Annotated in this window: 14 protein-coding genes and 1 tRNA gene; 10 read left to right on the forward strand and 5 right to left on the reverse strand. The window is 70.5% G+C overall.

The window, feature by feature from the left end; all coding sequences use genetic code 11:
• Positions 1–98: 98 nt before the first annotated feature.
• A complete protein-coding gene (locus tag K377_RS03780; RefSeq protein ID WP_111661687.1) occupies positions 99–1,880 on the reverse strand; it encodes a lytic transglycosylase domain-containing protein in 1,782 nt (593 codons plus the stop codon).
• A gap of 287 nt (positions 1,881–2,167) precedes the next feature.
• Here K377_RS03780 and K377_RS03785 point away from each other — a divergent pair, with 287 nt between their 5' ends.
• On the forward strand, positions 2,168–3,022 hold the full coding sequence (locus tag K377_RS03785; protein WP_111661688.1) for a DUF4184 family protein: 855 nt from the start codon (positions 2,168–2,170) through the stop codon (positions 3,020–3,022).
• On the opposite strand, the gene K377_RS03790 is transcribed toward K377_RS03785, so the two are convergent.
• Together K377_RS03790 and polA are read right to left on the reverse strand one after the other, a co-directional pair.
• Positions 2,907–3,890, reverse strand: a complete 984-nt coding sequence (locus K377_RS03790; RefSeq protein ID WP_111661689.1) for a serine hydrolase — start codon at positions 3,888–3,890, stop codon at positions 2,907–2,909. The genes K377_RS03785 and K377_RS03790 overlap by 116 nt on opposite strands.
• Before the next feature lie 482 nt (positions 3,891–4,372).
• Complete coding sequence (polA, locus tag K377_RS03800; RefSeq protein WP_111661691.1) at positions 4,373–7,042, reverse strand: DNA polymerase I; 2,670 nt, start codon at positions 7,040–7,042, stop codon at positions 4,373–4,375.
• Between the two features lie 233 nt (positions 7,043–7,275).
• Between polA and K377_RS03805 the strand changes: the two genes are divergently transcribed.
• Together K377_RS03805 and K377_RS03810 are read left to right on the forward strand one after the other, a co-directional pair.
• A complete protein-coding gene (locus K377_RS03805) occupies positions 7,276–9,552 on the forward strand; it encodes an FdhF/YdeP family oxidoreductase (RefSeq protein WP_111661692.1) in 2,277 nt (758 codons plus the stop codon).
• A gap of 50 nt (positions 9,553–9,602) precedes the next feature.
• The gene (locus tag K377_RS03810) at positions 9,603–10,085 is read left to right on the forward strand and encodes a PaaI family thioesterase (RefSeq protein ID WP_111661693.1); all 483 of its coding nucleotides are present in this window, start codon (positions 9,603–9,605) and stop codon (positions 10,083–10,085) included.
• On the opposite strand, the gene K377_RS03815 is transcribed toward K377_RS03810, so the two are convergent.
• Positions 10,042–11,940: a Xaa-Pro dipeptidyl-peptidase gene (locus K377_RS03815; protein WP_258394968.1), complete on the reverse strand. Its 1,899-nt coding sequence runs from the start codon at positions 11,938–11,940 to the stop codon at positions 10,042–10,044. The two genes, K377_RS03810 and K377_RS03815, sit on opposite strands and share 44 nt — an antisense overlap.
• A gap of 1,283 nt (positions 11,941–13,223) precedes the next feature.
• Between K377_RS03815 and K377_RS03820 the strand changes: the two genes are divergently transcribed.
• The 5 genes from K377_RS03820 (at position 13,224) to K377_RS03840 (ending at position 18,903) form a co-directional block, all read left to right on the forward strand.
• The gene (locus tag K377_RS03820) at positions 13,224–14,453 is read left to right on the forward strand and encodes a branched-chain amino acid ABC transporter substrate-binding protein (RefSeq protein ID WP_111662164.1); all 1,230 of its coding nucleotides are present in this window, start codon (positions 13,224–13,226) and stop codon (positions 14,451–14,453) included.
• A 121-nt stretch (positions 14,454–14,574) separates the two neighbouring features.
• Positions 14,575–15,504 (forward strand): branched-chain amino acid ABC transporter permease, encoded by a 930-nt coding sequence (locus K377_RS03825; RefSeq protein ID WP_111661695.1) that lies wholly within the window; start codon positions 14,575–14,577, stop codon positions 15,502–15,504.
• Between the two features lie 5 nt (positions 15,505–15,509).
• Positions 15,510–17,315: a branched-chain amino acid ABC transporter permease gene (locus K377_RS03830; RefSeq protein WP_111662165.1), complete on the forward strand. Its 1,806-nt coding sequence runs from the start codon at positions 15,510–15,512 to the stop codon at positions 17,313–17,315.
• 5 nt (positions 17,316–17,320) lie between these two features.
• On the forward strand, positions 17,321–18,190 hold the full coding sequence (locus K377_RS03835; RefSeq protein ID WP_181512491.1) for an ABC transporter ATP-binding protein: 870 nt from the start codon (positions 17,321–17,323) through the stop codon (positions 18,188–18,190).
• On the forward strand, positions 18,187–18,903 hold the full coding sequence (locus tag K377_RS03840; protein ID WP_111661697.1) for an ABC transporter ATP-binding protein: 717 nt from the start codon (positions 18,187–18,189) through the stop codon (positions 18,901–18,903). Before K377_RS03835 ends, K377_RS03840 begins: the two co-directional genes overlap by 4 nt.
• A gap of 73 nt (positions 18,904–18,976) precedes the next feature.
• Here the strand turns inward: K377_RS03840 and K377_RS03845 are convergent, their stop codons facing one another.
• A complete protein-coding gene (locus tag K377_RS03845) occupies positions 18,977–19,624 on the reverse strand; it encodes an ANTAR domain-containing response regulator (RefSeq protein WP_111661698.1) in 648 nt (215 codons plus the stop codon).
• Between the two features lie 104 nt (positions 19,625–19,728).
• Between K377_RS03845 and K377_RS03850 the strand changes: the two genes are divergently transcribed.
• Positions 19,729–19,802: transfer RNA gene (locus K377_RS03850), tRNA-Leu, on the forward strand.
• A 106-nt stretch (positions 19,803–19,908) separates the two neighbouring features.
• Positions 19,909–20,673: a helix-turn-helix domain-containing protein gene (locus tag K377_RS03855; protein WP_111661699.1), complete on the forward strand. Its 765-nt coding sequence runs from the start codon at positions 19,909–19,911 to the stop codon at positions 20,671–20,673.
• Positions 20,674–20,707: the final 34 nt, after the last annotated feature.

A 20,707-nucleotide genomic window follows, 5' to 3' on the forward strand; every position in this document is an offset into this window, starting at 1 on the left:
GGAGATGAGAACACGTTCGACGCGACCTGACGCCGGGCACGCGCGAGCCCCCGGCCGATCGTCGGCCGGGGGCTCAAGTGGGCGGTGCGCGCCAGGAGTTACGCGGACGGGCTCGCGGACGCCGAGGGCGACTCGGAGGCGGCGGGAGACCCGGAGGCGCCGTCGCTCGGAGTGTCCGTGGGGGCGGCCGTCACCTTCAGTTCGACGGTGACCGTCGCGCCGCCCGCCGTGGTGACGCGCAGCAGGAACGTGCCGGTGGCGTCGTCCGCGTACAGCTTCGGGAGGGCGAGCAGGCCGTCCTTGTCGGTCTTGAGGCCCTTGAGGGTGCGCACGGTCTTGCCGTCCGCGTCCTTGAAGGAGGGGCCCGTCGTCGCCTCGGACGGATCGTCCTCGGCCTTGACGAGGGTGGCGGTGGCCACGACGCCGTCGGCGACGGCGTCCTTGTACGTGGCCTTCAGCGTCACGGCGCCGTCGTCGAAGGTGCCGCCCGCGACGCAGGTGAGTTCCTTGTCGCTGGTGCGGGCCAGGGTGTCGGCGACGCGCTCGGTGACCTTCGCGGTGTAGTCGAGGCCGGTCACGGAGCTGCCGACGACGGTGGCGCGGACGGTGAAGGCGCCGGTCTTCTCGCCCGCGGTCAGCTTCGGCGCGGTGGCCGTACCGGCGGCGGTCGTGGTGACGACGGCGCTCGTGGCGTCACCGGCGAACCGGGCGTCCGTGCTGCCGATGATCCGGAAGCGCACCTTCACCTTGGCGACGCCCTTGCCCGCCTTGTCCTTGGCGCGCACCTGCACCCGCTCGGCGAACGCGTCGCCCGCCATCGCCCCGAGCGTGCCGGTGTCCGCGTCGGCCAGCTTGGTGACGGAGTCGGTGGGCGTCGGCGTGGGCGTGGGCGTCGGCTTCGGGTCCGCCGGAGTGGTGGGGTCGGTCGGCTTCGGACTGGGGTTCGCCGAACCGCCGGAGCCCGGCTTGGGCGACGGGCTGCCGCCCGGAGCGGGGGGCGTCGGGGACGGGGTCGGCGACGCCGTCGAGCCACCGGTGCCGCCCGTGCCGCCACCGCTCGGGGACGTGGGCAGCACGCCGGTGCCGTCGGGGACCTCGTACGTGCCCTTGCGGTAGTACTCCATCCAGGACAGGACCTTGGCGAGGTAGTCCGAGGAGTTGTTGTAGCTGAGGATCGCCCTGTTCAGGTCGTTGGCGTTCGACAGGTCCCAGTCGTTGCGGCACAGGTAGTGCCCGGCGGCGAGGGCCGCGTCGTAGACGTTGAAGGGGTCCTTCTTGCCGTCGCCGTTGCCGTCGCGGCCCGCCCACTCCCAGGTGGAGGGGATGAACTGCATGGGGCCGACGGCCCGGTCGTGGACCGTGTCGCCGTCGTAGAGGCCGCCGTCGGTGTCGGTGATCTTCGCGAAGCCGTTGCCGTCGAGGGGCGGGCCCTTGAGCGCGTTCTTCATCGTGCCGTTCGCGTCGACGTTGCCGCCGCTCGCCTGGCCCGACTCGACCTTGCCGATCGCGGCGAGCAGCTGCCAGCGCAGATTGCAGCCGGGCTTGGACGAGGCCAGCTCGGCCTCGGCCTTCTTGTAGGCGTCCAAGACGGTGGCTGGGATGCCCGCCTCGGCCGCGCCGCCACCACCGGTGCCGGAGCCGGGCGACGGGCTCGCGGTGTCGGTGGGGCTGTCGAGCGGCGGGAGATCGGTGTAGTAGTCGGGGCCCGAAGCCGTGTCGGGGACGTCGTCGTCGGAGCGGTCGGCCGCCGAACTGCCGCTGTCCACGTGGTGCGGGGTCACGCCCGGTGCCTGCGACGCGGAGAGCGCCGCCACCGCCGCGGCGGCGATCGCGGTCGTCATCACGCTCCTGCGCAGCCTCCTGCCGAAAACCGCCGCCATACCGCGAACCCCTCCCGCAATCGCCCCTACCGGCCTGGGCACCGGGTTCGCCCCGGGTTGCGGAGCAGCGCGGCGCCGCCGCACGCTCCCCAGCGCACGACCTCGCCGACACTACGTCAACTTCTTTCCCGCGGACACCCTCTCTCCTGGCCCCGAAGGCGGGGGGAGGTGCCCCCGGACCGCTGTTCACCGTCTCATCAGGCAGGCGACGCGGAGTGTTGTCGTACGCTTCGACGCTCGCTCACCACGCGCCGCCGCGTCAATGCCGAGCCGATCCGGGGAGAACCGTGCCGTTCACCATCAGCCATGCCGCCGCCGTGCTGCCGTTCGTGCGGCGCGACGGGTCGGGGCGGGGGCGGCTCGTGCCGTCGCTGCTCGTGGCCGGTTCGTTCGCGCCTGACCTCACCTATTTCGCGGCGAGCGCGGTGCCGGGCGCCATGGAATTCGGCGCGTTCACGCACTCGTTCACCGGGGTGCTCACGGTGGACGCGCTGTTCGCGGCGGGGCTGCTGGCGCTGTGGCTACTGGTGCGCGAACCGTTGCTCGCGCTGCTGCCGGGCAGGGTGCGGGCGCGGGTGTGGACCGTGGCGCGGGGCCGTTCCGGGCGGGACCGGGGGTGGTGGCTGTGGTGGTACGTCTCCGCGGTGACCGGCTCGCTCACCCACGTGGTGTGGGACGCCTTCACGCATCAGGACCGGTGGGGCACGCGGCTGCTGCCCGTGCTCGGCGAGACGGTCGCCGGGTCACCGGTCTACTGGTACGTGCAGTACGGCAGTTCGGCGCTGGCCCTCGGCGTGATCGGGGTGTTCGTGTGGTGGGCGGTGCGCGGCGCCGCCCCCACGCGGGGCCTGGCCGCGCCGCACGCCCGGCAGCGGTGGCTCGCGCTCGTCGTGATCGGCGGGTGCGCGTGCGGCTGCGGGGCGGCGCGGGTGGTGCGCTGGCTGTCGTACGTGGACGAGGAGGGGCTCGACTGGAAGCCGTGGGAGATCGTGCCGACCGTGTGCTTCGGCGCGGGCGCCGGGCTCGTCATCGGGCTCGTGCTGTACGCGCTGCTGCTCCGGGCACTCCGGGCGCGAACCAGGCCGGCCGTTCCGGAGCGTCCGGGGCATCCTGCGGAACCGAGCCGTCCGACTGCTCGCTGATCTCGTCCGGCGGAGTGAGGCCGATCCCGGCGGCCCGCCCCTTGTTGAGGGTGCGGTGCACGGCCTGCGCCACGCGCTCGACGGTGCGCACGCCGTAGGCCATCGACGGATTGTCGTGGCTGAGCACGGCGATGCGGTACGTGCGGCCCTGACCGGTGAACACGCCGATGCTGTGGACGCGCCAGCCGTGCGTGGCCCGCGGCAGCCAGCCGTTCTTGAGGTGGGCGCGCACACCGCGCGGCATCCCGGCGGGCACGCCCCAGCGCTGGTTCTTGCGCACCTCGCTCATCAGCTTCAGCCCGTACGCGCGTGAGGTCGCCGACAGGAACGAGCGCCGGGCGGTGAGCTTGTCGAGGAGTCGCAGCTGGTCGGCGGCCGTGGTGCGGGTCAGGCCCCAGTAGCCGCGCGGGCCGAGGACGGTGCGGGTGGCGCCGGCCTGGGTCAGGGTGGTGCCGAGGCGGGTGCGGCCGAGGTCGTTCCACAGGCGGCTGGCGGCGGTGTTGTCCGACTTGCGGATCATGGGGGCGAGGTTGCCGCGCTCCCAGGCGGTCGGGCCGCGGCCGCGGCTCTGGGCCCGGCGCAGGGTGGCCTCCATCATCAGGACCTTCACGAGGGACGCCGCGTCGTAGCGGGTGCGCGGGGTGAGGGTGCAGTCGAGCTTGGTGCGGTCGTCGTGCACGGCGAGCGACACGCTTCCGCGGCGCCCGGCCAGCGCCGTCTTCAGGTCCCGGGTGAGCTGTCGGGCGAGGGCGGGGTGTTTGGCGGCGCGGCAGGTGGGGGTCGCCGCTGCCGCCTGTGCGGTGGGGGTGGTGTTGAGGAGGGCCGCCAGGGTGAGGGTGAGGGTGGTCAGGAGGAGGGTGCGGGGCATTGGCTCATCCTGCGGGGGCGCTCCGCTGGGGGCGCGGCGTGGGGGCTGAACGGGGGTGCCCGTTCAGCCCCGGTCGCCGGGGCCCCCGTTCAGCTGACGGCCGGTGGGGGTTGCTCGCGCAGTTCCCCGCGCCCCTGATGGGCCGTCGCTCAGGCGCGCCACCGTCGTGGCTGGGCGCGCAGTTCCCCGCGCCCCTGAGGCATGCGCTGCGCGCAGCCTCCCCCAGAGGCAGCGCTCCGCGCGCCTCTCCCCCGGAGGCTGCGGTGTCGCGCGCCTCTCTGATGAGATGGCGCACGAAGTGCGCATCTCAGGGGCGCGGGGAACTGCGCGAGAAGCGGCCACCGGGTCGCGCTCGGAGAACTGCCCAGGGGCGCGGGGAACTGCGCGACCGGCCACGGCGCGCTCGCAGTCGAGAGCGTGCTCGCGGAAGCGGGGTGGCACCCGTAGGTGCCGCCCCGCCAAAAGGTCCCGGTCGCCGGAGGCTAGTGCGCTGCGGACTCCCAGTCGTTGCCCAGGCCCACCGAGACATCCAGCGGTGCGCGGAGCGTCACGGCGTTGGCCATTTCGCGCCGGACCAGCTGCTCGGCGACGGCGGCCTCCCCCGCCGCGATCTCCAGCACGATTTCGTCGTGGACCTGAAGCAGCATCCGCGAAGAGAGCCCGGCCTCGGTGAGCGCCTTGTCGACGTTCAGCATCGCGATCTTCACGATGTCGGCGGCGGTGCCCTGGATCGGCGCGTTGAGCGCCATGCGCTCGGCCATCTCACGGCGCTGCCGGTTGTCCGAGTTCAGGTCGGGCAGATAGCGGCGCCGCCCGAGCACGGTCTCCGTGTAGCCGGTGGCGCGTGCCTCGTCGACCACGCGCCGCAGATAGTCACGGACCCCGCCGAACCGCTCGAAGTACGTGTCCATCAGGGCGCGGGCCTCACCGGCCTCGATGTTCAGCTGCTGCGAGAGCCCGAACGCGGAGAGCCCGTAGGCAAGGCCGTACGACATCGCCTTGATCTTGCGCCGCATCTCGGCGTCGACCTGGTCCCGCGCCACGCCGAAGACCTGCGCGCCGACCGTGGTGTGCAGGTCCTCGCCGGACGCGAAGGCTTCGAGGAGTCCCTCGTCCTCGGAGAGGTGGGCCATGACGCGCAGCTCGATCTGGCTGTAGTCGGCGGTCATCAGCGACTCGAAGCCCTCGCCCACGACGAACCCGCGGCGGATCGCACGGCCCTCGTCGGTGCGGACCGGGATGTTCTGCAGGTTCGGGTCGGTCGACGACAGGCGGCCGGTCGCGGCGACCGTCTGGTTGAACGTGGTGTGGATGCGGCCGTCTGCGGCGATCGTCTTGATCAGGCCCTCGACGGTGACGCGGAGCTTGGCCTGCTCACGGTGGCGCAGCATGATCACGGGCAGCTCGTGGTCGGTCTGCGTGGCCAGCCATGCCAGGGCGTCCGCGTCCGTCGTGTAACCGGTCTTGGTCTTCTTCGTCTTGGGCAGGTCCAGCTCGCCGAAGAAGACTTCCTGGAGCTGCTTGGGCGAGCCGAGGTTGAACTCGTGCCCGACCGAGGCGTGGGCCTCCTTGACCGCCTGCTGGACGGCGCCGGCGAACATCTGCTCCATGGCCTCCAGGTGGGCGCGGTCGGCGGCGATGCCGTACCGCTCCAGGCGGGCGAGGAGCGCGGAGGTGGGCAGTTCGATGTCGGTGAGCAGCTCGGCGGCACCGACCTCCTTCAGCTTCTCGCCGAAGGCCTCGCCGAGGTCGAGGATGGCGCGGGCCTGCACCATGAGCGCGTCGGCCTCGGCCTGCTCGTCCTCCTCGGAGCCGAAGGCGAGCTGCCCGTCGGCGGCGCCGGCCGGGGCCAGCTCGCGGCCCAGGTACTCCAGGGACAGCGCGTCGAGCGCGAAGGAGCGGCGGCCCGGCTTGACCAGGTACGCGGCGAGCGCCGTGTCCATGGTGACGCCGTCGACGCTCCAGCCGTGCTCGGCGAAGACCCGCATCACGCTCTTGGCGTTGTGCAGCACCTTCGGCTTCGCCGCGTCGGCGAGCCAGGCGGCGAACGCCTTCTCGTCGGTCTCGTCGAGCGTGGCCGGGTCGAACCAGGCGGCCTCGCCACCGGCGGCGGCGAGCGCGACCTCGGTGACCGAGCCGGTGCCGAGCGACCAGGTGTCGACGGAGGCGAGCCCGAGGACGGCCTTGCCGTGCTCGGCGAGCCACGGCGCGACCTCGCCGGTGGCCAGAACCGTGCCGTCCAGCTCGACGCCGGGCTCGGCCGGGGCCTCCTCGGCCTCGGCGGCGCCCGGGTCGACGGCGAACAGGCGCTCGCGCAGCGACGGGTTCCGGATCTCCAGGGTGTCCAGGATCATCGCGATCGACGTGCGGTCGTAGGCGACGCGCTCCAGATCGGCGACGGTCTTCGGCAGCTCGACGTCGCGGACCATCTCGGTCAGGCGGCGGTTGAGCTTCACGGCCTCGATGTGGTCCCGGAAGTTCTGCCCGGCCTTGCCCTTGACCTCCTCGGCGCGCTCGACCAGCTCGGCGAACGAACCGAACTGGTTGATCCACTTCGCCGCCGTCTTCTCCCCGACGCCGGGGATGCCCGGCAGGTTGTCCGACGGGTCGCCGCGCAGCGCCGCGAAGTCCGGGTACTGGGACGGGGTGAGGCCGTACTTCTCCTCGACCTTCTCCGGCGTGAACCGGGTCAGCTCGGAGACACCCTTCGTCGGGTACAGCACCGTCACGTTCTCCGAGACGAGCTGGAAGGAGTCGCGGTCGCCGGTGACGATGAGGACCTCGAAGCCCGCCGCCTCGGCCTGCGTGGCGAGCGTGGCGATGATGTCGTCGGCCTCGAAGCCGTCGACGGCGAAGCGCGGGGTGTGCATCGCGTCGAGAAGCTCGCCGATCAGCTCGACCTGGCCCTTGAACTCGTCCGGGGTCTTCGACCGGTTCGCCTTGTACTCGGTGAACTCCTCGGACCGCCACGTCTTGCGGGACACGTCGAACGCCACCGCGAAGTGCGTGGGCGCCTCGTCGCGCAGCGTGTTCGCCAGCATCGACGCGAAGCCGTAGATCGCGTTCGTCGGCTGGCCCGACGCCGTCGTGAAGTTCTCCGCGGGCAGCGCGAAGAACGCGCGGTAGGCCAGCGAATGCCCGTCCATGAGCATCAGCCGGGGCTTCCCACCAGCACCGCTGTCCGCCGCCTTCGTCGCGGGAGCCGCCGTCTTCTTCGCCGTCTTCGCTGCTTTTTCTGCCACGTCCCCGATCCTGCCAGACCCCACTGACAGTCCGGTCCACCCCGCCCGGACGGCGGCGCTGTCGGACCTCCGTGCGAGGATCGGAGAGGTAGCTCACAGCACGCCCGCACGACCTCGCAGGACCGCTCGAAGGGGAGCCCGACATGGCCGCCAAGCCGCCCGCATCCGATCCGGTTCAGGACGCGCCGCAGGTCGTGGCGCCACAGCACCACGCGGCCGGCCTGCCCGCCGTCAAGCACACGCTGAAGATGGCCCGCGAGCAGATGGGCGTGAAGCGCACCGCCCTCACCCTGCTGCGCGTCAACCAGAAGGACGGCTTCGACTGCCCGGGCTGCGCCTGGCCCGAGCCCGAGCACCGGCACGCGGCGGAGTTCTGCGAGAACGGCGCGAAGGCGGTCGCCGAGGAGGCCACCCTGCGCCGGGTGACGCCCGAGTTCTTCGCCGCGCACCCGGTCACCGACCTGGCCGGCCGCTCGGGGTACTGGCTGGGCCAGCAGGGCCGCCTCACCCACCCCATGTACCTCGCCGAGGGCGCCGACCGGTACGAGCCGGTGACCTGGGAGCGGGCCTTCGACATCATCGGCGAGGAGCTGACCGCGCTCGCCTCCCCCGACGAGGCGGTGTTCTACACATCGGGGCGGACAAGCAACGAGGCGGCGTTCCTCTACCAGCTCTTCGCCCGCGAGTTCGGCACGAACAACCTGCCCGACTGTTCGAACATGTGCCACGAGTCGTCCGGCTCGGCGCTCACCGAGACCATCGGCGTCGGCAAGGGCAGCGTCCTGCTCGAAGACCTCTACAAGGCGGACCTGATCATCGTGGCCGGGCAGAACCCGGGCACGAACCACCCGCGGATGCTCTCCGCCCTGGAGAAGGCCAAGGCCGGCGGCGCGAAGATCATCTCCGTGAATCCGCTGCCGGAAGCGGGCCTGGAGAAGTTCAAGAACCCGCAGACCCCCAAGGGCCTCACCAAGGGCGCCACCCTCACCGACCTGTTCCTCCAGATCCGGCTCGGCGGCGACCAGGCCCTCTTCCGCCTCCTGAACAAGCTGATCCTCGCCACCGACGGCGCCACCGACGAGGCGTTCGTCGCCGAGCACACCCACGGCTTCGAGGCGTTCGCCGAGGCCGCCCGCGCCGCCGACTGGGACGAGACGCTGAAGGCGACCGGCCTGTCCCGCGCCGACATCGAGCGCACCCTGGAAATGGTCCTCGCCTCCCGCCGCACCGTCGTCTGCTGGGCGATGGGCCTCACCCAGCACAAGCACTCCGTGCCGACCATCCGCGAAGTGGTCAACTTCCTGCTGCTGCGCGGCAACATCGGCCGCCCCGGCGCCGGGGTGTGCCCGGTCCGCGGACACAGCAACGTGCAGGGCGACCGCACCATGGGCATCTTCGAGCGCCCCGCGCCCGCCTTCCTGGACGCCCTGGAGAAGGAGTTCGGCTTCGCGCCCCCGCGCGAGCACGGCTACGACGTCGTACGGGCCATCCGCGCGCTGCGCGACGGCGAGGCGAAGGTCTTCTTCGCGATGGGCGGCAACTTCGTCTCCGCGTCCCCCGACACCGACGTCACGGAGGCGGCCATGCGCCGCGCCCGGCTGACCGTCCACGTGTCGACGAAGCTGAACCGCTCGCACACCGTCACCGGCGCCCGCGCCCTGATCCTGCCCACCCTCGGCCGCACCGAGCGCGACCTCCAGGGCAGCGGCGAGCAGTTCGTCACCGTCGAGGACTCCATGGGCATGGTGCACGCCTCCCGCGGCCGCCTGGAGCCCGCGAGCCGCCACCTGCTGTCCGAGCCGGCCATCGTGACCCGCCTCGCCCGCCGCGTCCTGCCCGGATCGGCGCTGCCCTGGGCCGAGTTCGAGAAGGACTACGCCACGATCCGCGACCGCATAGCCCAGGTGATCCCCGGCTTCGACGACTTCAACGCACGGGTCGCCGACCCGGCCGGCTTCGCGCTCCCGCACGCCCCGCGCGACGAGCGCCGCTTCCCCACCGCCACCGGCAAGGCCAACTTCACGGCCGCGCCCGTCGAGTACCCGCACCTGCCGAAGGGCCGGCTGCTGCTCCAGACGCTGCGCTCCCACGACCAGTACAACACCACCATCTACGGCCTCGACGACCGCTACCGCGGGATCAGGAACGGCCGCCGGGTCGTCCTGGTCAACGCCGAGGACGCCAAGGACCTCGACCTCGCCGAGGGCGCGTACGTCGACCTCGTCGGCGAGTGGAGCGACGGCGTGGAGCGGCGCGCCCCCGGCTTCCGCGTCGTGCACTACCCGACGGCCCGCGGCTGCGCGGCCGCGTACTACCCGGAGACCAATGTCCTGGTGCCGCTGGACGCCACCGCGGACACCAGCAACACCCCCGCCAGCAAGTCCGTCGTGGTACGCCTGGAACAATCCCGCACCGACTGAGCGTTCGCTCAGCCAAGGACATGCCGGCACGACGGACGGAGCAGGGCCCCATGGGCGAGCAGAACCAGGTGAAGTTCCCGCAGGAAGTCCTCGACGAGTACAAGGACTACGGCATCGACCTGCCCGCGCTGTTCTCCGCAGGGCATCTCGGCACCCGCATGGGCATCGAGATCAAGGAGGCGTCCGCGGACCGTGTCGTCGCCACCATGCCCGTCGAGGGCAACACCCAGCCCTACGGCCTGCTGCACGGCGGCGCCTCCGCCGTGCTCGCCGAGACCATCGGCTCGGTCGGCGCGATGCTGCACGGCGGCATCGGCCGGCTCGCCGTCGGCGTCGACCTGAACTGCACGCACCACCGCAGCGCCCGCTCCGGCCACGTCACCGGTGTGGCCACGCCCGTGCACCGCGGCCGCACCACGGCCACGTACGACATCGTGATCACCGACGAGCAGGACAGGCGGGTCTGCTCGGCCCGCCTGACCTGCCTGCTCAAGGACGCCCCTCTGACCGACTCGGCGCCACCGGCAGCGTGAGCGACCCGGCCCCGGCGCGCACGGTCATCGTCGTGCCCGCCGGGTAGCGAAGGGTGTAGTCGTGGTCGGTCGAGATCAGGACCACGCCGAGCCGGTGCCCGGCCTTGAACACGTAGTCCTCCGGCTGCAGATCCCACCGCAGCCGGTACTCGCGGCCCTCCACGACCTCGGACTGGCGCGCGGCCGATTTCCGGTTGCGCGCGTCCAGCCAGCCCCGCGTCACGATCTTGTAGTCGGCGGTCTCGGTGGCGTGTTTCGCGCGGTACGCGCAGCCCGTCTCGGCGGGCAGCCCCGGCACCCCCTCGCCGTAGCAGACCTGCCGCGAGGTGTCGGTGACCGTGCCGGCGGTGGCGCGGGTGTCCCGGCCGTAGTCGACCAGCAGCGCGGTCACGTACGGCGAGGTGCCCGACAGCGAGGCGCGGATGTCGATCGCGGGCACCCCGTTGAGCCGGACGTCGCGGTCCAGGGCGTCCGTCGTGTACGCGAGCCGGTTCGTGTTCGCCGCGTCGGGCGACGTCACCAGCTGCTCGGCGGGGACGGTACGGCCCGCGTCGGTCAGCGACCGCACCACCGACGGACCCGCGGACCTGCCGAGCGTGCCGTCGGCGCGCAGCCGCAGCGTCGTGTCACGCGTACCGGGCTCCGGCCAGTCCGCCTGCTGCCGCCAGCCGAAGTCCGCCTGTTCCACATCGACCCGCGGCTCGTCCAGGACGCCGTTGCGGATGCCGTAGAGCCAGTGGTCGAACCAGTGGTGGACCTGACGCAGCCACTCCTCCGTGCGCAGCGGCATCGGATTGGCGTGCCCCGCCTGGTGCAGCCACAGCTTGCGCGGCACGTGGTTCCTCTTCAGGGCGTCCCACAGCGCGCCCGCGTTCTTGGTCTTCACGTTCCAGTCGTTGAGCCCGTGCACGACGAAGACGCCCGCCCTGATCCTCCCGACGTCCTTGATGTAGTCGCGTTCGTCCCAGTACGGCGACCAGTCGCCGCTCACCCGGTCCTGGTCGCGTTCGAGCGCGTCCAGCACCGGCTTGCAGATCTCCTGGTCGGCGCGCGAGTACACGTAGCGGGCGAGGACGTCGGTGTCCTCGCCCTGGTAGGTGCCGGGTGCCACGACCCCGCCGTTCGCCCGGTAGTAGTCGTACCAGGACGAGATCCCGGAGATCGGCACGATCGCCTTGAGGCCCTTGACGCCCGTGGTCGCGACGGCCGTCGGCAGCGTGCCGTTGTAGGAGATCCCCATCATCGCGGCGTTCCCCGTCGACCAGTCCGCACGGACCTCGCGCCCGTCGGGGTCCCAGCCCTTGGCCCGGCCGCCCAGCCAGTCGACGGCCGCCTTCGCGCCCAGCGTCTCGTTGCGGCCGCCCGAGGTCGGGCAGCCGGTGGAGCCGCCCGTACCGAGACTGTCGACCTGCGCGACCGCGTATCCGCGCGGCAGGAAGTAGTTGTCGTAGTAGCCGGAGTACGCGACCGCGGGACCGGTCGGTCCCGGCTTCCCCGCCGTGCGCCGCGCCGCCGCGCCCGCCACCGGCAGCCCGTCCTCGTCGAGATCCACCTCGTGGTTCGGGACATCGTTGCCACCGGCCCAGTACGGGCTCGCCTCGATGATCGTGGCGACCTTCAGCCCCGCCGCGCCGGTCTCCTTGGGCCGCAGGATCCGCATCCTCACGGTGTCCCGCCTGCCGTCGCCGTCGCTGTCGACCTCCGTCCGGACGTCGACCTCCTGGTAGACGGCGTCGGCCCGGGAGAAGACGGGCTGCGTCTCCTGCCCCGAGATCTTCAACTCCGCCCTGCCGGGCGCCTCCTGGACGGCGTGCGCGGCCGGCGCCGCCAGGCCGAGGACCAGCGCGCCCGCCACGGCCAACGTGGATGCGCCACGCGATCTGCGTCTGCCGGTGGTACGTGCGGATCTCACCATCGTGCCTCCTGGGCGCGGTAAGGGAGTTCACTCACGGGACGCCTGTCATTCCACCGCGCCGCCCGGCCGCCCGCCAGAGGGCCCCGCGCCCCTGACCCGATCCGCACCGCCACGGGCGGAAGCACTCACTCCGGCCTCCTTCCGGACATGACCGGCATCGGGCCCGTGGAGCCGTACGACCCCGACGACGCACCCCGCCCCCGGACACCCGCCACACCCTCGCCACCCGGAGCCGGAACCGACACCCTCGGTAGCGACTCCCCACGCCTGCCGAACCGCTGGGCCACGCTCCCCGCACGCCGCCGCCGGCTCCTCGCCCTCGGCGCCGCCGACCTCACCGCCGGCCCGGCGACCGCCACCCCGCTCCTCCCGGCGAACCCCCGCACCCCCACCCTCGGCCCGTGGCCCGCCCCGGCGACCCATCTGCGCCACGACGGCCCCGCGGCCACCCGCGGCACCTTCCCGTTCACCGTCCGCGTCGCCCGCGGCTGTGGCATGACACCCAGTCACATACGGTCCGGAACTGCACAGTTGGCGGCCCACGTCACTCCGGCCACACCTTTCACAGCAGCCGCACAAGCTCCCCGCGCCCTCCGCGCACGCATCACCGTCCGCTCCTGCGCCGCACTCCCCCGCGCCCTCGACAAGACCCACCTCGACGCCACCCCGCCCAACCGACGCGACCGACGGCGCCACAGATTCCTCCTCGCCGACCGCCACCCGCACGCCCTCCTCCACCACTCCCACCCCGTCCGCCGCGCCCGCGAAACACCTCCCGGCCCCATGACGCCCGCGGCACGAACTCACACAGCGGTAACAGCCAGTTACCTCTGCCGCAACGAAGCAATGAGAAGGTCACGCGCCGCCACCATGCCCCGCGCGCCCCGCCCCCGACGGACACAACCCCCCGAACCGCCCACCACCCACCCGACCAAGATCACCTCAAGTCCCATGCAAGAACAGGGCGTTCTCGTCAAGCGATCTTTTCCGCCACCGGAACATCCGCCCCAATCGCCCACACCGCACCTCACCGAAACCGCCCCGGCATAACAAGAGCGTCACAGCCTCTCCCGCACCCACGCTGCACTCCCCCACCTGCGCTTATAGTCACGGCCAGTCACCGCGCCGCCGGGCGCGTCACTTGCACGGCCCTGTACCACCCGTACGGCCCGGCGAGACACACGGCCCCCGACCAAAGGGCCGCGCCAGGGAGAGGATTGATCGTGCGACACCGTTCTCAGCTCATACTCACCGCAGTGCTCACGACCGGAGCACTCACGCTCAGCGCCTGCGGATCGCGCGACGACAGCGGAGACAAGTCCGGCGACAAGAGCAACACCACCGTCGTCATCGGCGTCGACGCCCCCCTCAGCGGCGACCTGTCGGCCATCGGCATCGGCATCAAGAACTCCGTCGACCTGGCCGCCAAGACCGCCAACAAGAACAAGGAAGTCCCCGGCGTCACCTTCCAGATCAAGGCCCTGGACGACGTCGCGAACCCCTCCACCGGCGGCCAGAACGCCACCACCCTCGTCGGCAACAAGGACGTCCTCGGCGTCGTCGGCCCGCTGAACTCCAGCGTCGCCCAGTCGATGCAGAAGACCTTCAACTCCGCGAACCTGGTGGAGATCTCGCCCGCGAACACGGCCCCCGAACTGACCCAGGGCGCCAACTACCTGAAGTCGAAGTCCCGCCAGTTCAAGTCGTACTTCCGCACCGCCACCACCGACGCCCTCCAGGGCCCGTACGCCGCCCAGTACGCGTACAACACCCTGAAGCTCAAGACGGTCTACTCCGTCGACGACAAGAAGACCTACGGCGCCGGTCTGGCCCGCACCTTCCGCACGGAATTCGCCAAACTCGGCGGCAAGGTCGTCGCCACCGACCACATCAACCCCGACGACCGCGACTTCGGCGCCATCGCCACCAAGATCAAGAACTCCAAGGCCGACTTCGTCTACTACGGCGGCGAATACCCCGCCGGCGCCCCGCTCTCCAAGCAGATCAAGGACGCCGGAGCCAAGATCCCCGTCATCGGCGGCGACGCCCTCCAGAGCGCCGACTACGTCAAGCTCGCCGGCAAGAACGCCGAAGGCGACTTCGCCACCTCCGTCGGCGCCCCGCCCGAGCAGCTCGACACCGCCAAGAAGTTCATCGCCGACTACCAGGCCGGCGGCTACAGCGAGCCCTACGAGACCTACGGCGCCCTCTCCTACGACGCCGCCTGGGCCATCATCCAGGCCGTCAAGAGCGTCGTGAACGACAACGACGGCAAGCTCCCCGCCGACGCCCGCGCCAAGATCACCGAGGCCACCCAGAAGGTCTCCTTCAACGGCGTCACCGGCCAGGTCGCCTTCGACGAATACGGCGACACCACCAACCGCACCCTGACCGTCTACCAGGTCAAGGACGGCAAGCACACCCCGGTCAAGACCGGCGAGCTGGAGAAGTAACCACCGCACCCACCCCGCGGTACCCCTCTCCGGGATCCCACCGCACCAGCCCACACGGCGCGGGGGGCACCACAACAGCCCCCCGCGCCTTCGCACTTGAGACAACCTCGGAGGCCCAGCGGTGCACGATCTGCCGCAGCAGCTGGTCAACGGCCTGATCCTCGGAGCCCTGTACGGCCTCATAGCCGTCGGCTACACCATGGTCTACGGCATCATCCAGCTCATCAACTTCGCCCACGGCGAGATCTACATGATCGGCGGCTTCGGCGCCCTCACCATGTATCTCTGGCTCCCGGGCGGCACATCCCTCGCCATCGCCATGCCCCTCATGCTCCTGATGGGCATCGCCTGCTCCGTCGCCGTAGCCGTCGGCGCCGAACGCTTCGCCTACCGCCCGCTGCGCAACGCCCCACGCCTCGCCCCGCTCATCACCGCGATCGGCCTCTCCATCGCGCTCCAGCAGGTCGTCTGGGCCTTCTACCCCGACGCCAAGGCAGACCGGCCCTTCCCCCAGTTCTCCGGCGGACCCATCGACCTCGGCGCCTTCACCATCCAGCGCGGCGACCTCTTCCTCATCATCGCCGCCCCCGTGTGCATGGGCTTCCTCGCCTACTTCGTCGCCAAGACCCGCACCGGCCGCGCCATGCAGGCCACCTCCCAGGACCCGGACACCGCCCAGCTCATGGGCATCAACACCGACCGGATCGTCGTCACCGCCTTCGCCATCGGCGGCGCCTTCGCCGCCGTCGCCGCCATGGCCTACGGCCTCAAATACGGCCAGGTCGGCTTCAAAATGGGCTTCATCGCCGGCCTCAAAGCCTTCACCGCAGCCGTCCTCGGCGGCATCGGCAACATCTACGGCGCCATGATCGGCGGCCTCGCCCTCGGCCTCGCCGAAGCCCTCGCCACCGCCTACATCCAGGACATCCCCGGCATGGAACTCCTCGGCGGCGGAGCCTGGAAAGACGTCTGGGCCTTCGTCCTCCTCATCCTCGTGCTCCTGCTGCGCCCCCAGGGCCTGCTCGGCGAGCGCGTCGCGGACAGGGCGTGATCACGATGACCGACACCACGACCACCACCGACACCGCGGCGAAGACGGCCCCGCACAGCGCCCTCCTGCCGCTGCCCGAAAACGCCGCCCGCTACGGCACCGTCGGCGGCGCCGTCCTCACCGCGGCCGCCACCTTCATGGCATGGACCTGGACCGCCGAATTCCCCGGCGACCTCACCGTCACCGGCTACCCCGGCGGACTCCAGGTCCTCACCCTCATCGGCGCACTCATCACCCTGCTGCTCGCCCTGTCCGCCCTCGGCATCCGCGGACTGCGCTGGCTCACCCCGGGCGGCCACACCGCCCCCACCCTGCTCTTCGCCCTCGGCACCCTCGGCACCACCGGCTACACCATGGGCGCCATCAGCTACCGCCTCGGCGGCGTCGTCAACCTCGAACCCGGAGCCTGGGTCGCCGGCATCGCCGCACTCCTCACCGCCGTATGCGCCCTCGGCCTCCCCGCCGACCAGCCCGACCCCGACGCCACCGACGCCTGGGCCCGCTTCCGCAACACCCTCAAAGCGCCCCCGGCCCGCCCCGCCACGATCACCCTGCCCTCCTGGGCCGAGATCCTGATCATCGCCGTCGCGTTCGGCATCGGCCTCTACGTCTTCACGTACGGCATCGACACCGAATACGTCGAACTCTTCACCGGCTACCTGATCCTGGTCCTCTTCGGCGGCGTCGCCCTGACCAAGACCGGACTGCCCTCGCGGCTCACGGCACTCACCGCCAAGCACCGCACCATCGCGCTCACCGCGGCCTTCGTCGCCGCCGCCGCGTTCCCCTTCACCCAGACCAACGACACGTACACCAACGTCGCCGCGAACATCCTGGTCTTCGCCACCGTCGCCCTCGGCCTCAACGTCGTCGTCGGCCTCGCCGGACTCCTCGACCTCGGCTACGTCGCCTTCCTCGGCGTCGGCGCCTACGCGGCGGCCCTCGTCTCCGGCTCCCCCGACTCCACCATCGGCGTCCACTTCCCCTTCTGGGCCGCCGTCCTCACCGGCGCGGGCGCCTCCCTGGTCTTCGGCATCGCCATCGGCGCCCCGACCCTGCGGCTGCGCGGCGACTACCTCGCCATCGTCACCCTCGGCTTCGGTGAGATCTTCCGCATCACCATGAACAACCTCGACGGCGACTCCGGGCCCGACGTCACCAACGGCCCCAACGGCATCCCGAACATCCCCGACCTCAAGATCTTCGGGATCGACCTCGGCGAGACCCACACCGTCTTCGGCGTGGACCTCGGCCGCTTCGCCAACTACTACCTCCTGATGCTCTTCTTCACGATCATCGTCGTGACCGTCTTCCGCCGCGCCGGCACCAGCCGCATCGGCCGCGCCTGGGTCGCCATCCGCGAGGACGAGACCGCCGCCCAGGCCATGGGCATCAACACCTTCCGCCTCAAGCTCCTCGCCTTCGCCCTCGGCGCCTCCCTCGCCGGCATGGCAGGAACCGTCCAGGCCCACGTCCAGTACTCCGTCACCCCCGACCAGTACAAGTTCGTGGAGAACGCACCACCCAACTCCGCCTTCCTCCTCGCCGCCGTCATCCTCGGCGGCATGGGCACCGTCAGCGGACCCCTCGTCGGCGCCGCCCTGCTCTACCTGATCCCCGCCAAGCTCCAGTTCATCGGCGAGTACCAGCTCCTCCTCTTCGGCGTCGCCCTCATCCTGCTCATGCGCTTCCGCCCCGAAGGCCTCATCGCCGACCGCCGCAAGCAGCTCGAATTCCACGAGACCGACCAACTCGACGTGCCGGAACAACGACTGCCCGAAGAACCGGCCGTCACCAAGGCGGGGGCGTGACCACCATGACCACACCCACGACCACCACGCAGACCGTTCTCGAAGCCACCGGCGTCACCATGCGCTTCGGCGGCCTCACCGCCGTCCGCGACGTCAGCCTCACCGTCGGCGAAGGCGAGATCGTCGGCCTCATCGGCCCCAACGGCGCCGGCAAGACCACCTTCTTCAACTGCCTCACCGGCCTCTACGTCCCCACCGAGGGCAAGGTCTCCTACAAGGGCACCGTCCTGCCGCCCCAGCCCCACCTCGTCACCCAGGCAGGCATCGCCCGCACCTTCCAGAACATCCGCCTCTTCGCCAACATGACCGTCCTGGAGAACGTCCTCGTCGGACGCCACACCAGAACCAAGGAAGGCCTCTGGTCGGCCCTCCTGCGCGGCCCCGGCTTCAAGAAGGCGGAACGTGCCTCCGAGGAACGCGCCATGGAACTCCTGGAGTTCACCGGCCTCGCCAAGAAGCGCGACCACCTCGCCCGCAACCTCCCCTACGGAGAACAGCGCAAGCTCGAAATCGCGCGCGCCCTCGCCAGCGACCCCGGACTCCTCCTCCTCGACGAGCCCACCGCCGGCATGAACCCCCAGGAGACCCGCGCCACCGAAGAACTGGTCTTCGCCATCCGCGACCAGGGCATCGCCGTCCTCGTCATCGAGCACGACATGCGCTTCATCTTCAACCTCTGCGACCGCGTCTCCGTCCTCGTCCAGGGCGAAAAACTCGTCGAGGGCACCAGCGACGTCGTCCAGGGAGACGAACGCGTCATCGCCGCCTACCTCGGCACCCCCTTCGAAGGCGCCCCCGAGGACTCCGCCATCGAAGAAGTACAAGCAGCCGAAGCCGCAGACGCAGCGGGCGCAGCCGAAGGGAACGACCAGTGACCGCACTCCTGGAGGTCGAGGACCTCAAGGTCGCCTACGGCAAGATCCAGGCCGTCAAGGGCATCTCCTTCACCGTCGAGGAGGGCCAGGTCGTCACCCTGATCGGCACCAACGGCGCCGGCAAGACCACCACCCTGCGCACCCTCTCCGGCCTGCTCAAGCCCCTCAGCGGCAAGATCACGTTCGCCGGCACCCCGCTCAACACGGTCCCGGCCCACAAGATCGTCTCCATGGGCCTCGCCCACTCCCCCGAAGGCCGCCGCATCTTCCCCCGCCTCACCATCGCGGAGAACCTCCAGCTCGGCGCCTTCCTCCGCAAGGACACCGCGGGCATCCAGAAGGACATCCAGCGCGCCTACGACCTCTTCCCCATCCTCGGGGAACGCCGCAAGCAGGCCGCGGGCACCCTCTCCGGCGGCGAACAGCAGATGCTCGCCATGGGCCGGGCCCTCATGTCCCAGCCCAAACTCCTCATGCTCGACGAGCCCTCCATGGGCCTCTCCCCGATCATGATGCAGAAGATCATGTCCACCATCGCCGAACTGAAGGCCCAGGGCACGACCATCCTCCTGGTCGAACAGAACGCCCAGGCCGCCCTCTCCCTCGCCGACCAGGGCCACGTCATGGAGATCGGCTCCATCGTCCTGTCCGGCAGCGGCCAGGAACTCCTCCACGACGAATCCGTCCGCAAGGCGTACCTCGGCGAGGACTGACTCCTCCCGTACGTGCGTGAGGCCCGCGCCCCTTTCGGGTGCGGGCCTCACACATGTCCTCGGGGCGGGCGTCTCAGCCCTTCGCCGCCTTCTTCTCCGCAGCGTCCTCGATGACCGCCTCGGCCACCTGCTGCATCGAAAGACGACGGTCCATCGACGTCTTCTGAATCCAACGGAACGCCGCCGGCTCCGTCAGCCCGTACTCCGTCTGAAGCACCGACTTCGCCCGGTCCACCAGCTTCCGCGTCTCCAGACGCTGGGTGAGGTCCGCGACCTCCTTCTCCAGCGTCTTCAGCTCCGTGAACCGCGAGACGGCCATCTCGATCGCCGGAACCACATCACTCTTGCTGAACGGCTTCACCAGGTACGCCATCGCACCCGCGTCCCGCGCCCGCTCGACGAGATCCCGCTGGGAGAACGCCGTCAGCATCAGCACCGGAGCGATCGACTCCTCGGCGATCTTCTCCGCCGCGCTGATGCCGTCCATCTTCGGCATCTTCACGTCGAGGATCACCAGGTCGGGCTTGTGCTCACGGGCCAGCTCGATGGCCTGCTCCCCGTCGCCGGCCTCGCCCACGACGGTGTAGCCCTCTTCCTCAAGCATCTCCTTGAGGTCGAGGCGGATCAGGGCCTCGTCCTCGGCGATGACGACACGGGTCGTCAGCGGCGGGACGTGCGACTTGTCGTCGTCGGCGGGCTGGGTCGACTCGGGGCCGGTCACGGGGGCGCTCCTTGTATGCAGGGCTGAGTACTGCTCCCAAGAGCCTACCTAGCTGTTGTAAAGTGGTGCAGCAGCGGGTCAAGGAATTCCTTTGATTCGCAGGAGCTCCGGTAGCCCAATCGGCAGAGGCCATCGTCTCAAACACGATCCAGTGTGGGTTCAAGTCCCACCCGGAGCACTTTTCCTTCGATTCGAAGGTCACCTTCACCAAGCGGATGCTCACGTTCTCGTGAACATCCGCTTTTTGCTGCGTGTCGCGCGGCCCGCTCTCACACGCTGCCCGCATGTACGACATGAGCACGCGCAAGCAGGCGCTGGCGCTGGTGGCGCAGGGCCGGAGCCTGAATTCGGTCAGCAAGGACACCGGTGTCTCACGAGCTGCCATCCGCTCCTGGCAGGAGCGCCTTGAACCGCTCGGCTACAGCCGGTCAGCGCTCTGTCCGAGATGCGACGGAACACCTCAGGCTCCCGAGAACCCGGCGGCGTACTCCTACCTCCTCGGTCTCTACCTCGGCGACGGCTGCATCAGCCACTTCCGGCGTGGCACGTACTTCCTGCGCATCGCCTGCGCCGACGCATGGCCCGGCCTCATCGATCTGTGCGTCGAAGCCGTCCAAGCCGCACGACCGGCCAACAAGGTCTTCCGTGTCCAGCGGCAGGGCTGCCAGTACGTCACCTGCTACAGCAACCACTGGCCCTGTCTGTTCCCGCAGCACGGCCCCGGCAAGAAGCACGACCGCAAGATCGCCCTCGCCTCCTGGCAGCAGGAGATCGTCGACGCGTATCCCTGGGATTTCGTCCGAGGACTGATCCACTCCGACGGGTGTCGCATCACCAACTGGACGACGCGCATCATCGGCGGCAAACCGAAGCGCTATGAGTACCCCCGCTATTTCTTCACCAACCTGTCCACCGACATCACGCGCCTCTTCACCGACACCCTCGATGCGGTCGGTGTCGCCTGGAAGCCAGCAGGCAGCCGCAACATCTCGATCGCCCGCAAAGAAGCCGTGGCCCTCCTCGACCTCCACGTAGGCCCGAAGTACTGACCCGCAATAGGACGCGTCACACCACCCCCGACCA

Source organism: Streptomyces sp. PsTaAH-137 (genome assembly GCF_003259365.1).
In the GTDB taxonomy this organism is placed as follows: domain Bacteria; phylum Actinomycetota; class Actinomycetes; order Streptomycetales; family Streptomycetaceae; genus Streptomyces.